Below are 14806 nucleotides of genomic sequence, written 5' to 3'. Positions count from 1 at the left end.
TGGTGACTGACGAGTCATTCATTATCGCGGCGTGTAAACTGCGCGCCAGAATCTGCACTGCGCATCACCTTGTACTGCCATCGCCCTGTCTTTAGAGGTGCTCTTGATACCAACAGTCAGCCTACGGCGAGCGCAAAACCGACCGTATCTTGACCGCAACGCCTATTCCGGTCAATACGGCAAAATGGCCAGTCATAAGCCGCGTGACTTTGATTTCTCTGGCTTTGAGCCGATTCAAACAAACGTTTGTATTGGACGCTAGGAGTGGTGTAGATATAATGCGCCACCTTAGAGAGAAAGGTGGCTCATCGATTGTCCTCTTCCTGCATTGCGCAGGAATTCATGGATGCGACACCAAACCTCCAATTAGAAAAAAAACTGTTGAGCCTTGAGTAGGAGATAACCTGTGGAACGCGAATACATGGAATTCGACGTGGTCATCGTCGGTGCCGGCCCCGCTGGTCTTTCCGCCGCCTGCCGATTGAAGCAGAAGGCCGCCGAAGCCGGTAAGGAAATCAGCGTCTGCGTGGTCGAAAAAGGCTCCGAAGTCGGTGCTCACATCCTGTCCGGCGCCGTGTTCGAACCACGCGCCCTGAACGAATTGTTCCCGGACTGGAAAGAACTCGGCGCCCCGCTGAACACTCCAGTCACCCGCGATGACATCTTCGTTCTCAAGAACGCCGACAGCGCGCAGAAGATTCCCGACCTCTTTGTGCCCAAGACCATGCACAACGAAGGCAACTACATCATCTCCCTGGGCAACCTGTGCCGCTGGCTGGCCCAGCAGGCCGAGAACCTGGGCGTGGAAATCTACCCGGGCTTCGCCGCTCAGGAAGCGCTGTTCGACGAGAACGGCGTGGTTCGCGGGATCATCACCGGCGATCTCGGCGTTGACCGCGAAGGTAACCCAAAAGAAGGCCTGTACACCCCGGGCATGGAACTGCGTGGCAAGTACACGCTGTTCGCCGAAGGTTGCCGTGGCCACATCGGCAAGCAACTGATCAAGCGCTTCAACCTCGACAGCGATGCCGACGCCCAGCACTACGGCATCGGCCTGAAAGAAATCTGGGAAATCGACCCGGCCAAGCATCAACCCGGCCTGGTGGTCCACACCGCCGGTTGGCCGCTGGACATCATGGGCACCGAGAACACCGGTGGCTCGTTCCTCTATCACCTGGAAAACAACCAGGTCGTAGTCGGTCTGATCGTCGACCTGTCCTACAGCAACACTTACCTGTCGCCGTTCGACGAGTTCCAGCGCCTCAAGCATCACCCTGTGCTCAAGCAGTACCTGGAAGGCGGCAAGCGCATCAGCTACGGCGCTCGCGCCATCTGCAAAGGCGGCCTGAACTCGCTGCCGAAAATGGTCTTCAAGGGCGGCGCGCTGATCGGTTGCGACCTCGGCACCCTGAACTTCGCCAAGATCAAAGGCAGCCACACCGCCATGAAGTCCGGCATGCTCGCCGCTGAATCCGTGGCCGAGGCGCTGTTCGCCGAGAAAGACGGCACCGAAGAGCTGACCACTTACGTCGACGCGTTCAAGAAGAGCTGGCTCTACGACGAACTGTTCGCCAGCCGCAACTTCGGCCCGGCGATCCACAAGTTCGGCGCCATCGTCGGTGGCGGTTTCAACTGGCTCGACCAGAACATCTTCGGCGGTAAACTGCCGTTCACCTTGCACGACACCAAGCCGGATTACGCTTGCCTCAAGCTTGCGGCCGACTGCAAGAAGATCGACTACCCGAAACCGGACGGCAAGATCAGCTTCGACAAACTCAGCTCGGTGTTCATCTCCGGTACCAACCATGAAGAAGAACAGCCGTGCCACCTGAAGCTGGCCGATGCGAGCATCCCGATCGCCAAGAACCTGCCGCTCTACGATGAGCCTGCCCAGCGTTACTGCCCGGCCGGCGTGTACGAAGTGGTGACCAAGGAAGACGGCGAGAAGCGCTTCCAGATCAACGCCCAGAACTGCGTTCACTGCAAGACCTGCGACATCAAGGACCCTGCACAGAACATCACCTGGGTGGCGCCGGAAGGCTCAGGCGGCCCGACTTACCCGAACATGTAAGTCGAATGGCTGAACATCAAGGCTCCCGAACGGGGGCCTTTTTGTTGCCTGCCATTTAAGCCACACCACAATCCCCCTGTAGGAGTGAGCCGGCTCCGGGCGGCGTTCCGACGATTGCGGTGTGTCATCCAGAATAGATGTCGACTGACCTACCGCAATCGCGAGCAGGCTCACTCCTACAGGGGCCTCATTGCCAACTCAGGCCGCGCGTTCATCCCCGGGATTACGCTCGAAGTAGCGCTTGTACTCGCGACTGAACTGCGACGTACTTTGATACCCGACCCGATGCGCCACCTGCGCCACGCCCAATCCCTCGCCCAGCAATAACTGCTGGGCCCTGAGCAAACGCAAACGCTTCAAATACTGCACCGGCGACAACAAGGTGCTGCGTTTGAAATGCTCGTGAAACGTCGACGCACTCATGTTCGCGCAACTTGCCAGGGTTTCGACGTTCAGCGGCTCGGTGTAATGCGCATGCAGATGGCTGAGCGACGCCGCGATCCGGGCGAACTGCCCCTGTTGCTCGACCAGCGCCCGCAGCACATCGGCTTGCGGCCCGCGCAAGGCGACGAACAACAACTCGCGCAATCGCGCCTGCCCCATCACCTGGCATTCCAGCGGATCGTGCAGGCAACGCAGCAGCCGTTCAACACAACCACGCATCGCATCGTCGAGCACCGCCGAGGTCATGGACGCTGGCGTTTGCGCCGCAATACTACGCCCGGGCGCCAGCCCCATGGCCAAGACCAACTCACCGAGCAACACCCGGTCAATGGCGATGGAAACGCCCAGCATCGGGCCATCGGGTGCTGAAAACGTCTCGCACTCGAACGGCACCGGCAATGCCTGAATCAGATAATGCCCGGCGCCGTATTCCAGCGTACGCGGCCCCAGATACGCCAGTTTGCTGCCTTGGGCGATAATGACCAGGCTCGGCTCGTAAATTTGCGGGCCGCGAGCCACATCACAACTGGCCCGCAAAACCTGCACACCCGGCAACGCCGTGGGCGCGAAACCGTCGCGATTGGTCAAAGGCTGAATCAGCGAAACCAGCGTGGCATTGGCATCCAGATGACGGGTCAACAACATGAGAGCTCTTCACAAAAAAGTCGCGGAAACAGGGATGAAAGCATCATCGCAGGTCTGATGATCAATGCGACCCATTGAAGGCTGATGCCGGAGGATTAGGCATGACACCCGGAGGAATCGCCATGGCCGGTGGCCGGTGCGGCGCCCAGAATGCGCCACCTCACCCGTCACAGCTTTTGCGAGGTTCATCATGTACACCGCCATCGGATACGCCGCCCAGTCGGCCACCACTCCCCTCGCCCCCGTGAAATTCGAGCGCCGCAGCCCACGGGCTGACGACGTTGCAATCGACATTCTCTACTGCGGCGTCTGCCATTCCGACATCCATCAGGCACGAAACGAGTGGGGCATTGCCGTTTACCCACTGATGCCCGGCCACGAGATCGTAGGCAAAGTTACCGCCGTCGGTGCGAATGTCACCAAGCATAAAATCGGCGATCTGGTCGGTGTCGGCTGCATGGTTGATTCCTGCCGCAGTTGCGAAGCCTGCCAATCGAACCTCGAGCAATACTGCCTCGAAGGTCCGACCATGACTTACGCCACCCCGGACCGCGTCGATGGCAGCAACACCATGGGCGGCTATTCCGACAGCATCGTGGTCAGCGAACATTTTGTGGTGCGCATCCCGGAAAAACTCGACCCGGCCAGCGCCGCGCCAATCCTGTGTGCCGGCATCACCACCTATTCGCCGCTCAAGCACTACGGCGTGAAGGCGGGCGACAAGGTCGGGATTCTCGGCATGGGCGGCCTCGGCCACATGGGCATCAAGTTCGCCAAGGCCATGGGCGCCGAAGTGACGCTGTTCACTCGCTCGGCGAGCAAGGCTGAAGAAGGTCGTCGCCAAGGTGCGGACCACGTGATCGTGTCCACCGATGCCGAACAGATGAAGGCTGCGGCAGGACATTTCGACTTCCTGCTGGACACCATTCCGGTGCAGCACGACCTCAATCCCTACCTCGATACGCTACGTTTCGACGGAGTGCACATTCTGGTGGGCTTGATTGAACCGATCGATCCACCGGTCCATGCCGCCAAACTGGTATTGGGCCGTCGTGTGCTGGCCGGCTCGCTGATCGGCGGCATCGCCGAAACCCAGGAAGTGCTGGATTTCTGTGCCGAGCACAACATCACCTGTGACATCGAAATGCTCGACATCCGCCAGATCAACGAGGCTTACGCCCGCATGATCGCCGGTGATGTGAAGTACCGCTTCGTCATCGATATGGCGACGCTGAAAGTCTAATCAGACCTTCGCGCCAAGCTCCGCCGACAGCCGGGCTGTGACCCCTTTGATCAGGGGAATCAGCTCGGCCATTTTCTCCAGCGGCATGTACGGCACAGTGCTGGCGATGCTGATGCCGGCAACGATGCGTTTGCTGGCATCGCGGATCGGCGCCGCTACACAGCGGATCGACGGTTCGTTGTCTTCCAGATCGAACGCATAACCGCCCGCCACGTACTCGACCATGCGCTGCTGAAACTGCTCCCAGGACTGCTCCGGGTGCTGCGGCCAGAACTGATTTTTCCCACCCGCCGGCAAGCTGACTTCGTACAGCCGCTGCCATTCTTCCTGCGTGTCATCGAGCATCAGCGCCTTGCCGATCCCGGTGCGCGCCAACGGCATGCGATGGCCAACCCGCGAACGCATTTCCGGGCCATTGCGCCCCGGATTCTTGTGCAGGTACAGCACCTCGTCGCCTTCGCGAATCGCCAGGTGAATGGTGTCGCCGGTCAACGCCGACAACTCATCCAGATACGGCCCGGCCAATGTGACCAGCGGCAATTCTTCACGCGCCTGGAAGCCCAGCTCGATCAACTTCGGCCCCAACAGATAACCGACTTGCGGCACCACGCGCAGATAACGCTCGTCCACCAGGCAACTGGCCAGACGATGAGTGGTGCTGCGCGTGGTGCCGATCAGCCGGGCGATCTCCTTGAGATCGCGGGCACCGCTGGCCACGGCCTGAACCACACCCAATCCACGAAGCAGTGTCTGGGTGCCGGTCGGTGCGGCGTCCTTGGCGATTTTTGGGGCGTCTTCCTGCATATCCAGCCTTTACCGTTGAGCGAGTGAACGGGCGGCATTATGGTCGCCCGCATGCCGCAACTACAACTTGATACGCTCGACTTTGCCGACCAGCAAGATGTAGGAAAGCGCGCCAATCAACGCCAGAACCGAGATATAGGTGATCGCCGGAGCGAACGAATCACCGGTGGCGAGGAAACCGATGACGATCGGCGTGGTAATCGCCGACAGGTTGCCGATGAAGTTGAACACCCCACCGGTCAACCCGAGCAATCGTGCCGGGGCCAACGTTGAAACCAGCGACCAGGTGATCGAAGCCAGCCCGTTACCGAAGAACGCCAACGCGAGGAAGGCAATCACCAGCGGTGTCGACTCGACGAAGTTGGCGCCGATGATCGAAGTGGAAATCAGCAGGCCGCCAATGATCGGTAACTTGCGGGCGAAACCTATGGTGTAGCCGCGGTGGATCAGCCAGTCGGAAAAGAACCCGGAACAGAGCACACCGACGAAGGCGGCGAGAAACGGCAGCGACGCCAACAGGCCGGACTTGATGAAGTCCATGCCGCGATATTTCACCAGGTAGGTCGGGAACCACGTCAGAAAAAACCACAACGTCGAGTTGAGGCAGAACTGGCCGAGATAGATGCCCCACAACTTGCGTTTGGTCAGCACGATGCCGAGGTCGGTCCAGCTGAATTTGGCTTTGACTTTGGCTTGTTCAGCCTGGATATCCACCAGCCCGCCGCCCTCGCGGATCAGGTCGATTTCGGCGTCATTGGCGCCTTTGAAATCCCGTGGCTCGCGATACACCGCGTACCAGATCACCGCCCAGAGAATGCCCACCGCACCGGTGCTGACAAACACCATGTGCCAGCCATATTGATGTTGCAGCCAAGCCAATACCGGTGTCAGGAACGCCAGTCCGACGAACTGCCCGGACGTGTAGAAACCAATGGCGGTAGCGCGTTCGCGCTCGGGGAACCAGGTGGTGACCACACGGCTGTTGATCGGATACGCCGGGGCTTCCAGTGCACCGACTGCCATGCGCAATACGAACAGTGCGATGAAGCTAGCCGCGAAGCCGAGCATGACAGTGGCGATCGACCATAGCAGCAACGCGACGCTGTAAAGGATGCGCGGCGGAACGCGATCCACCAACCAGCCGCCGGGGATTTGCATGGCGGCGTAGGTCCAGCCGAATGCGGAGAAAATCAGCCCGACGTGGATTGGGTCAATGCCCAGTTCGCTGGTGAGTGCCGGAGCGGCGATGGACAGGTTGCTGCGGTCCAGGTAGTTGATCACCACGGTGATAAACAGCAGCACCATGATGAAAAAACGCTTGCGACTGGGCGTCACCAACGACGCCTGCCCTGCGAGGGTTTGCGGTTGCATGGGGAATGCCTCTTCTTATGTTTATTGAGGTCGATTTGAAGGCTTGCGCTGCACCCTGTGGGAGCGGGCTTGCCCGCGATGGCGGCGGCACATTCGGTATTGATGTGACTGACAGGACGCTATCGCGGGCAAGCCCGCTCCCACAGGGACTTGTGGTAGATCAGAGATCGATCACCACTCGGCAAAACTGCCATCGGCATGGCGCCAGATCGGGTTGCGCCAGCGGTGGCCGACGGCCGCGCGTTCGATCACGTACTCCTCGTTGATCTCGATCCCCAGGCCCGGGCCATTGGGGATTTTCACGAAGCCTTTGTCGTAGTCGAACACCCGCGGATCCTTGACGTAATCCAGCAGATCATTGCTCTCGTTGTAATGAATGCCCAGGCTCTGTTCCTGGATGAACGCGTTGTAGCAAACCGCATCCAGCTGCAAACACGCCGCCAGTGCAATCGGGCCCAGCGGGCAGTGCAGCGCCAGCGCCACGTCGTAGGCTTCGGCCATGTTGGCGATCTTGCGGGTTTCGGTGATACCGCCGGCGTGAGACGCGTCCGGCTGGATGATGTCGACGTAGCCTTCGCTGAGCACACGCTTGAAATCCCAGCGCGAGAACAGCCGCTCACCGAGGGCAATCGGGGTGCTGGTCAGCGGCGCCAACTCTTTCAGCGCTTCGTAGTTTTCGCTGAGCACCGGCTCTTCGATGAACATCAGTTTGTACGGGTCGAGTTCCTTCATCAGCACCTTGGCCATCGGCTTGTGCACCCGGCCATGGAAGTCCACGCCGATGCCGACGTTCGGCCCCACCGCATCGCGCACGGCGGCGACGTTGGCCAAGGCCAGGTCGACTTTTTCGAAGGAATCGAGGAATTGCAGTTCTTCGGTGCCGTTCATTTTCACCGCAGTGAAACCACGCTCGACGGCCTCTTTCGCAGCGCGAGCGGTGTCCGCCGGACGGTCGCCGCCGATCCACGAATAGACACGAATCTTGTCTCGCACCTGCCCGCCCAGCAGATCGCTGACCGACACCCCCAGGGCTTTGCCCTTGATGTCCCACAACGCCTGGTCGATACCGGCCAACGCGCTCATGTGGATTGCGCCGCCCCGGTAGAAGCCGCCGCGGTAAAGCACGGTCCAGATGTCTTCAATGTTGCGTGGGTCTTTGCCGATCAGGTAGTCGGACAATTCTTCAACGGCAGCCGCCACCGTGTGGGCACGACCTTCGACCACAGGTTCGCCCCAGCCCGTCACGCCCTCGTCGGTTTCGACCTTGAGGAAGCACCAGCGCGGCGGAACGATGAAGGTGGTCAGTTTGGTGATTTTCATCTCATTGTCTCTCTTATAGATGTAGCGCTCGCAGCGCCAAAAAGTCTTAGCGAAGGGCTTTCCAGGCAGCGACATACGCCTTGGCGTTTACGGCCACTTCCTCTGGCGTCATCCCCGGTTTGAATAACCCGGAACCGAGGCCGAAACCTTTGACGCCCGCGTCGATAAACACCTGCATGTTGTCCGGTGTGATCCCGCCGACCGGCGCCAGAATCGTTCCCGCAGGCAGCACCGCGAGCCAGGCTTTGACCACTGCCGGGCCCATCTGCTCGGCCGGGAACATCTTCAGTACGTCCGCCCCTTCGGCCAATGCAGCAAAGGCTTCAGTCGGTGTGGCCACACCCGGCGACAGGAACAGCCCCGCCGCTTTCGCTGCGCGCAACACCTTGACATCGCTGTGTGGCATGACGATCACCTGACCGCCCGCCGCTTTCACTTGCTCGACCTGCTCCGGCGTCAACACCGTGCCGGCGCCGATCAGGCAATCGGCGGGCAAAGTACTGCGCAGGATGCGGATACTTTCGTACGGTTCAGGGGAATTGAGCGGCACTTCGATGACGCGAAATCCGGCGGCATAAAGGACTTCGCCGATGGCTGCCGCTTCTTGCGGGCGCAGGCCACGCAAAATCGCGATCAGACCGTTTTGCGCCAATGCTTGCTTGAGCATGTCAGACCTCCAGTCAGGTTTAACGGGATGGGTTGGGTGCGATTAATCCGGCGGCAACCGCCAGTTGCCACAAGCCGCGCTCGGTGGCTTGTTCGGCCAGGGTCACCCGGGCAAAACCACAGGCGTCGAGCGCCCGGCTGTAGCGGGCACAGAGTTGGGCATTACCGATGAGGATGATCGAAGGCAGATGAACGCTGTTGCGTCGGCGTCGCTGAACACTCGCCAACGCTGACAGTTCATGGCCGATCAACAGACCGGACAAGTAATCCGGTTGGGCGGTGGCGCTGAGTTCGCCCGTCAACCCGAGGCTGCGGGCACTGAACAACGTCGACAACGGCCCGATCTCGCCATCCGCCGACAGGGCCACCTGCACACCACGATCAAAGGCTTGGCCATCGAAGGACGCGCCCTTTTGCTGGGTGCGCCCCAGAATGCTGTGTTCGCTGAGCACGGCGAAGACTTCGCCGGTCATGAAGGTATCGAACCGCACGATGCAGCCGTCGGCCACTTCCACCCATTTCGAATGACTGCCCGGCAGTCCGATCAACAGATCGCCACCCGCCTCGGCCGGCAGATTCTGCAGGACGCCGAGCACTTGGGTTTCTTCGCCGCGCATCACGTTTGGCAAGCGAGACCGCTGAATCACGCCCGGCACGATGTGCACATCGACACCGCGAAGACTGCGAACCGTTTGTAGGGAGGTTCCGAGATTGGCGACGTTCGCCGGCGTATCGCAGTAGGCCGCTTCACGCCAGCCTTGTGCGCTGCCGACCATACCGCAAGCAATCACCGGCAAATCGGGCTGCGCGTCGAGCCAGTCACCGCAGGCCTCATCGAAGGCCAGTTCAAAACCGTCGGTACATTCCTGACCCGCGATCATTCGCGGCGTCCTGGGCAGCTGCATGATCCCCGACGACAGCGAACGCTGTTCGAGCACCTGGCCACCCGTGGTGAGTTTGTAAGCACGTAATGAGGTTGTCCCCCAATCGAGCGCGATCAATTGCGCCAGCATCGCTTCACCTGTTTTGTTTATTGGCAGTGAGTGAGCTGGACTATAAACCCGGACGCAACAAAATCTCAATATATAAATATCAATCCCATATATTGAGACGAAACCAAAAAAAGATCGCAGCCTTCGGCAGCTCCTACGGATAGGTGTAGGAGCTGCCGAAGGCTGCGATCTTTAATAGACGCCGGTTGCGATCTAGCCCTCGGCAAACTCCCGCAACACCGCCCCGTCCATCCGATACCGCACCCACTCTTCCTGCGGCTGCGCGCCCAACGATTTGTAGAACTCGATCGCCGGTTTATTCCACTCCAGCACGCTCCACTCAAATCGACCGCAATCATTGGCGCAGGCGATTTTCGCCAGGTGGCGCAGCAAGGTTTTACCCGCCCCGCCGCCACGTTGTTCGGGGGTGATGTAGAGGTCTTCGAGGTACAGGCAGTTGCTGCCCAGCCACGTGGAATAACTGAAGAAAAACACCGCAAAGCCAATTGGCGAGCCATCGCGTAGGCAGATCAGCCCGTGAGCGGTGGCGCCTTCGCTGAACAGGCTGCGCTCGATGTCGGCGACGCTGGCGATGACTTCGTGGCGGGCACGTTCGTAGTCGGCCAGTTCAGTGATGAACCCGAGGATTTGCGGTGCATCGCTCGGGGTCGCCGGGCGGATCTCGATCGTCATGGACGTGCCTTCGTCAAAAGTGGAAAACGCCATACTAAGTCGGCGCGCGTCGCTCGTCACATGGCAAAGCCAAAACGTCATCCGCCGAACCCGCCCAAGGCTTTACTCCGGCCAGCGCTAACCCTGAAATCGATAACCTCATACCTGACATCAGCGCCTTGCGTGATAGATAGATGAAGCTCTCTTCTATCGGGTCAAGGAACCGCGTCATGCCTAGTGCAACACCTCAAGTCTCCAGCAGATTGTTCGGCCTGTTTTGCCTGGCCAGCTATTTGCTGTCGCTGTCCTATGGCTCGACCTTTTTGCTGTCGTTGTTGATCGGTTCCCGCGGCGGCAACGAGCACGATGCCGGCAGCGTGATTTCGGCGGCGATGCTCAGTACGTTTGCAGCGGTGATCGTCTCCGGGCACTTGTCCGATTTGCTCGGCGCGGCGCGTTCGATTGCGTTGTTCGGCATTCTGCTGGTGGCCGCCAGCCTGGGCTTCGCCTTGGCGCCAGGCTTCGGCAATTTGCTGTTGTTTTTCGGGCTATTGCTGGGACTGGGTTGGGGCGTGTTCTATACCCTCGGCCCGATCATTGTGGCGAGTCTGGTAACGCCTGCCCAACGGGCGAAATACTTTGCGCTGCTGTCGGGCAGCATGATGACCGGGATCGGCATCGGTCCCTTGTTAGGCCGCGCTGCCAGTGCCCTCGGGTATCCGATCACCGCGGCGTTTTACCTCGCGGCGCTGGCCAGCCTGATCGGTGTGCTGCTGTTCTGGCGGTTGGATTCGCAGCTGAAAAAAGCGCCGGGGCACTCGGCAGCGGTGTCACGAATTTCCTGGCGTGCGGCGGTGCAAGTGCTGTCGTCCAGAGCCGTGTTCCCGATCATCATGGTCGGCCTCGGTGGTTGCGTTTTCGGCGGTCTGTCGAGTTTTCAAACCAGTTACGCGGCGGCGCGTTCACTCGACTATTCACTGTTCTTCCTCGGTTTCATGAGCGCAGCGATCAGCAGCCGCATGCTGATCGCCGGTTTCGTGGTCAAGCGCGACCCGTTCCGGGCGTCCTGCCTGCTGTCGGGCTTAATGATGGTCTCGATCCTGATGTTCGCTTTTGTGGTCAACGACGGCTTCAGCTACGTGCTGGCGGCGGTGATGCTCGGGGTCGGTTACGGGCTGACCTATTCGGTGATCAACGGCCTGGCGGCCAACGAGGCACCGGACGGCACCACCGCGCAATCCCTGCTGCTGTTCAGCCTGTCCTACTTTATCGGCGTGTTTGGCTTTCCGTTGCTGGCCGGGAAAATCATCGTGGAACAGGGGATGGCGACGCTGTTGCTCACGGTGTTAGGGGTTGCTGTATTGAATTGGCTGATCAGCGTCGGTCGTCTGATCTGGCGTCGGGCCGTTACCAGCAAAGCGTTGCAGCAGGCCTAGACCGTTCGTCGTTCATCAGGCACCAATCCAAATCGGGGGCTGACCAATATCAGATAAGGACTCTAATTAAATGGACCTATCCACACCACGAAGAGGTAACCATGAACGCCGATAAAAACCTTGAGAATGAAGTCCTGACCCGTCTGCTGCATGCCCATCCAAGCGGTTTGGGCAAAGAGGTCTTGGACAATTACCGCGGAGAGAGAGTCGTGGCCAGCACCCTCGCCACGCTGCAGGATCGTGGATTGATCCAGCATGGCCATGTGATCTGCAACGAGGCCGGTGAGCACTCGTTGAACCTGCCGATCAAACTCAGTGCCGCTGGCGTTGAGGCGGCGCGCAAGCTGGACGTTTAACAAGACGAATAAGGTCGCAGTCGTGCGCGGCTGCGACCGGGCAAGGTCAGGATTGATGTTGAATCTTATGGCCTCATCGCGAGCAGGCTCGCTCCTACAGGGGATTTGTGTCGTTCACAGATTCAGTGTAGGAGCGAGCCTGCTCGCGATGGCGGCCGATCAGGCGCCGGAGGTCTGGCTGATTAACGCATCCACTTCCGCAGCCCCCGGCGAAGTCGCCGGCCCCCATCGAGTCACCGCCAACGCCGCCGCCGCATTAGCCCGCCGCGCCGCGTCAACCGGGACCAACCCTTGCGCCAACTCGGCCACAAATACCCCGGCATGCGCATCCCCCGCGCCATTGCTGTCCACCGCCTCAACCTTGAAACCCGGCACATGCTGGCGGTCTCCGCGCTGGCTGATCCAGCACCCTTGCGGGCCGTCACGCACCACCATCAACACGTCGGCCGGCAGGTGATCGGCCAACCGGCTCAAGGCCTCGGCAATGTCCGACGCACCGGTAAACTTCAACGCCTCGACACTGTTGCTGGTCCATAGATCGATGCGCGCCAGCAAGGCTTGCATCAACGGCTCATCCGGTGAATCCACCAGTGGGCCCGGATCGAACACCACGTTGATTCCTCGCGGCAAATCCAGCACCCAATCCACCAGTGCCCGGGCTTTGCCGCCATGCAGCAGGCTGTAGCCGCTGACGTAGACATAGTCACCCGCCCTGGCCGGCACGCTGGCCAAATCCTCGGCATTCAGCTCACCTTCAGCACCGATATAGGAAATGAAACTGCGCTCGGCCGAGGCTTCGGTCAACGCGACGCACAATCCCGTATCCCGTTCGGCGCGGTGAGTGATGCCGATCCGAATACCTTCAGCGTTCATCGCCTCACGGGCAAGATCACCGAAACGCCCGGTGCCGTGGCGACCGAGGTACACCACCGGCAAGCCATTGCGCTGGGCGGCAGCCATCACATTGAAGCCGCCGCCAGCCTCGAAACTGGCGGATTGCGCCAGCACGTCGCCGCCCGAATGCGGCAGTTTATCCACGGCCATGACCAGGTCGATCATGACCTGGCCGGTGTGCAGCAATCTAGGCATGAGCGTTCTCGACCAACGCAGCGCGGCGATCCTTGGCCCCGCCGAGTACAAAGTAAATGCCGCCGGCCACCAGGAACGTCACGATCCAGCCGAGGCCGTTATGGCCCAGCCAGGAGTCGGACAGGAAACCGCGGAACCAGACAGTTTGTTCGGTGGTGCCGATGGTGGTGAAGCTGAAGCCCAGCACGATTGCCACCGCCCATGCACCGAAGGCACGCCACTCGATACCGCCGCTGTACCAGTAAGCGCTGCTCGGGCTGACGTCCAGCAGGTCTTGGGGGCTGTAGTAATGACGATGGATCAGGTCGACGACGAAGATCCCGACCCACGCGGTGATCGGCACCGCCAGCAGCGAAATGAAGGTAATGAACGGGCCGTAGAAACTGTCGGCGATCAGCATGAAATAGATCGAACCGGCGAAAATCGCAACGATGTCGACGACCACCGCGTAAACGCGTTTGACCTTCAGGCCGAGGGTCAGCGTGGTCAAACCGGCGGAGTACACCGACAGGTTGTTCGACAGCAGCAACCCGCCGAACGCGGTGATCAGGTACGGCACGGCCATCCAGGTCGGCAGCATGTCGCGGATGGCAATGATCGGGTCAGTGGCGGAGGCCAGGTCATTGTTGCCCACTGACAGCAGACCGCCGAGGGTGATCAGCAGCACCAGCGGAATCCCCGCGCCGAACGCTGCCGACGCCACCAGGCGTGCGGCTTTGACGCTGCGGTGCTGGTAGCGCGACATGTCGGCACCGGCGTTGGCCCAACCGATCCCGGTGCCGGCAGCCATGGTGCCGACGCCGATAATCATCGCGCTCAGCGGTGCCGGTGTGGCGTTGAACACCGCGCTCCAGTCGATGGTGGCGCAGAGGAAACCGCCGACCAAAATGTTCAGCGCACCGAACACGTAGGTTGCCCACTTCTGGATGACCAGCAAGGTGGCGTGACCAAGACCCGACACCGACAGGGTCAGCAGCACGAAAATCGCAATGAAGATCAACGTCAGCACAGGCGCGCTTTTGGCTTCCACCGGCGAGCCGAACAGGATCGAGCACAGCGACAACAACACGAACGCGGCGGTGGTGGTGTTGACGGTTTCCCAGCCGAGACGCGACATCAGCGAGACCAGGGTCGGGCCGATGTTGCCGCGTACGCCGAAGATCGCTCGCGACAACGTCAGGCTCGGGGCGCGACCACGGCGACCGGCAATGGAGATGATCCCGACCACCGCGAAGGAACCGGCAGCCCCCAGGATCGCGACGATGATCGCCTGCCAGATCGCCAAGCCGCGAAAGGCTACAAGGGTCGCACCCAGCGGCAGGCCGAGGATGGAGATGTTGGCAGCAAACCAGACCCAGAACAGTTGCAACGGATGACCGTTGCACTCTGCTTCCGGCACCGGTTCGATGCCACGGGTTTCCAGTTGCCCGGCGCTTGGCCCGGCGTTTGTTGAACTCATGTGAAATGCTCCTGTTGCCTTTGTTGTGGTTGTGGGCAATTGCGGAAGTCGACATAACATCCCGGCGGTCCTGGCCGTAATCGTGCGTTCCATTGCGGGGTTATCAATTCAATTCGGCGGTGCGCCCATCGCGAGCAGGCTCACTTGTATGTTTAGACTTGAAGGGGTGGGTGGGACTACAGACTCGATTCTGACTCTGACCAGTACAGACCGTGGGAGACTTCTCGTCCCACCCCTT

At 60.3% G+C, this 14806-nt stretch carries 13 protein-coding genes; 4 read left to right on the top strand and 9 right to left on the bottom strand.

The features are described from left to right. The first annotated feature begins 406 nt into the window (after positions 1-406). Positions 407-2071, top strand: coding sequence for an electron transfer flavoprotein-ubiquinone oxidoreductase (locus QF010_RS22445; protein WP_033056999.1), 1665 nt, complete (start codon positions 407-409; stop codon positions 2069-2071). 198 nt (positions 2072-2269) lie between these two features. Here the strand turns inward: QF010_RS22445 and QF010_RS22440 are convergent, their stop codons facing one another. Further along, positions 2270-3160: an AraC family transcriptional regulator gene (locus QF010_RS22440; protein WP_429510794.1), complete on the bottom strand. Its 891-nt coding sequence runs from the start codon at positions 3158-3160 to the stop codon at positions 2270-2272. Between the two features lie 190 nt (positions 3161-3350). Between QF010_RS22440 and QF010_RS22435 the strand changes: the two genes are divergently transcribed. Next, positions 3351-4403 carry an NAD(P)-dependent alcohol dehydrogenase gene (locus QF010_RS22435; protein WP_033056996.1) on the top strand — a complete coding sequence of 351 codons (1053 nt, stop codon included), beginning with the start codon at positions 3351-3353 and terminating at the stop codon, positions 4401-4403. On the opposite strand, the gene QF010_RS22430 is transcribed toward QF010_RS22435, so the two are convergent. The 6 genes from QF010_RS22430 to QF010_RS22405 all read right to left on the bottom strand — a co-directional run bounded on the left by QF010_RS22430 (position 4404) and on the right by QF010_RS22405 (position 10249). Then, entirely contained in the window at positions 4404-5207 is an 804-nt protein-coding gene (locus QF010_RS22430; RefSeq protein ID WP_008152270.1) for an IclR family transcriptional regulator, read from the bottom strand. 60 nt (positions 5208-5267) lie between these two features. Beyond that, positions 5268-6578 (bottom strand): MFS transporter, encoded by a 1311-nt coding sequence (locus QF010_RS22425; RefSeq protein WP_429533977.1) that lies wholly within the window; start codon positions 6576-6578, stop codon positions 5268-5270. Between the two features lie 171 nt (positions 6579-6749). After that, complete coding sequence (gene dgoD / locus QF010_RS22420) at positions 6750-7898, bottom strand: galactonate dehydratase (protein WP_008152275.1); 1149 nt, start codon at positions 7896-7898, stop codon at positions 6750-6752. A 46-nt stretch (positions 7899-7944) separates the two neighbouring features. Next, on the bottom strand, positions 7945-8565 hold the full coding sequence (locus QF010_RS22415; RefSeq protein WP_429533976.1) for a 2-dehydro-3-deoxy-6-phosphogalactonate aldolase: 621 nt from the start codon (positions 8563-8565) through the stop codon (positions 7945-7947). 19 nt (positions 8566-8584) lie between these two features. Continuing rightward, positions 8585-9577: a 2-dehydro-3-deoxygalactonokinase gene (locus QF010_RS22410; RefSeq protein ID WP_429533975.1), complete on the bottom strand. Its 993-nt coding sequence runs from the start codon at positions 9575-9577 to the stop codon at positions 8585-8587. Positions 9578-9769: 192 nt separating this feature from the next. Further along, positions 9770-10249, bottom strand: coding sequence for a GNAT family N-acetyltransferase (locus QF010_RS22405; protein ID WP_033057004.1), 480 nt, complete (start codon positions 10247-10249; stop codon positions 9770-9772). Between the two features lie 209 nt (positions 10250-10458). Here QF010_RS22405 and QF010_RS22400 point away from each other — a divergent pair, with 209 nt between their 5' ends. Continuing rightward, positions 10459-11664, top strand: coding sequence for an MFS transporter (locus tag QF010_RS22400; protein WP_429533974.1), 1206 nt, complete (start codon positions 10459-10461; stop codon positions 11662-11664). A 101-nt stretch (positions 11665-11765) separates the two neighbouring features. After that, positions 11766-12020, top strand: a complete 255-nt coding sequence (locus tag QF010_RS22395) for a hypothetical protein (protein WP_033056985.1) — start codon at positions 11766-11768, stop codon at positions 12018-12020. A gap of 159 nt (positions 12021-12179) precedes the next feature. Here QF010_RS22395 and QF010_RS22390 read toward each other — a convergent pair whose 3' ends face one another. Further along, complete coding sequence (locus tag QF010_RS22390) at positions 12180-13109, bottom strand: PfkB family carbohydrate kinase (RefSeq protein WP_429510797.1); 930 nt, start codon at positions 13107-13109, stop codon at positions 12180-12182. Continuing rightward, the gene (locus QF010_RS22385; protein ID WP_033056982.1) at positions 13102-14568 is read right to left on the bottom strand and encodes a purine-cytosine permease family protein; all 1467 of its coding nucleotides are present in this window, start codon (positions 14566-14568) and stop codon (positions 13102-13104) included. The genes QF010_RS22390 and QF010_RS22385 overlap by 8 nt, the downstream gene beginning before the upstream one ends. Between the last annotated feature and the right edge of the window lie 238 nt (positions 14569-14806).

The organism is Pseudomonas silensiensis (assembly GCF_050434865.1).
Taxonomy (GTDB): domain Bacteria; phylum Pseudomonadota; class Gammaproteobacteria; order Pseudomonadales; family Pseudomonadaceae; genus Aquipseudomonas; species Aquipseudomonas fluorescens_W.
The sequence above is the reverse complement of the archived record's forward strand: the minus strand, read 5'-3'. Positions and strand labels throughout refer to the sequence as shown.

Excerpts from the sequence above, each read along its gene's own strand:
- QF010_RS22430 (WP_008152270.1), bottom strand. The coding sequence starts at position 5,207 with ATGCAGGAAGACGCCCCAAAAATCGCCAAGGACGCCGCACCGACCGGC.
- QF010_RS22435 (WP_033056996.1), top strand. The coding sequence starts at position 3,351 with ATGTACACCGCCATCGGATACGCCGCCCAGTCGGCCACCACTCCCCTC.
- QF010_RS22410 (WP_429533975.1), bottom strand. The coding sequence starts at position 9,577 with ATGCTGGCGCAATTGATCGCGCTCGATTGGGGGACAACCTCATTACGT.
- QF010_RS22405 (WP_033057004.1), bottom strand. The coding sequence starts at position 10,249 with ATGACGATCGAGATCCGCCCGGCGACCCCGAGCGATGCACCGCAAATC.
- QF010_RS22395 (WP_033056985.1), top strand. The coding sequence starts at position 11,766 with ATGAACGCCGATAAAAACCTTGAGAATGAAGTCCTGACCCGTCTGCTG.
- QF010_RS22425 (WP_429533977.1), bottom strand. The coding sequence starts at position 6,578 with ATGCAACCGCAAACCCTCGCAGGGCAGGCGTCGTTGGTGACGCCCAGT.
- QF010_RS22400 (WP_429533974.1), top strand. The coding sequence starts at position 10,459 with ATGCCTAGTGCAACACCTCAAGTCTCCAGCAGATTGTTCGGCCTGTTT.
- QF010_RS22385 (WP_033056982.1), bottom strand. The coding sequence starts at position 14,568 with ATGAGTTCAACAAACGCCGGGCCAAGCGCCGGGCAACTGGAAACCCGT.
- QF010_RS22415 (WP_429533976.1), bottom strand. The coding sequence starts at position 8,565 with ATGCTCAAGCAAGCATTGGCGCAAAACGGTCTGATCGCGATTTTGCGT.
- QF010_RS22390 (WP_429510797.1), bottom strand. The coding sequence starts at position 13,109 with ATGCCTAGATTGCTGCACACCGGCCAGGTCATGATCGACCTGGTCATG.
- QF010_RS22440 (WP_429510794.1), bottom strand. The coding sequence starts at position 3,160 with ATGTTGTTGACCCGTCATCTGGATGCCAATGCCACGCTGGTTTCGCTG.
- dgoD (WP_008152275.1), bottom strand. The coding sequence starts at position 7,898 with ATGAAAATCACCAAACTGACCACCTTCATCGTTCCGCCGCGCTGGTGC.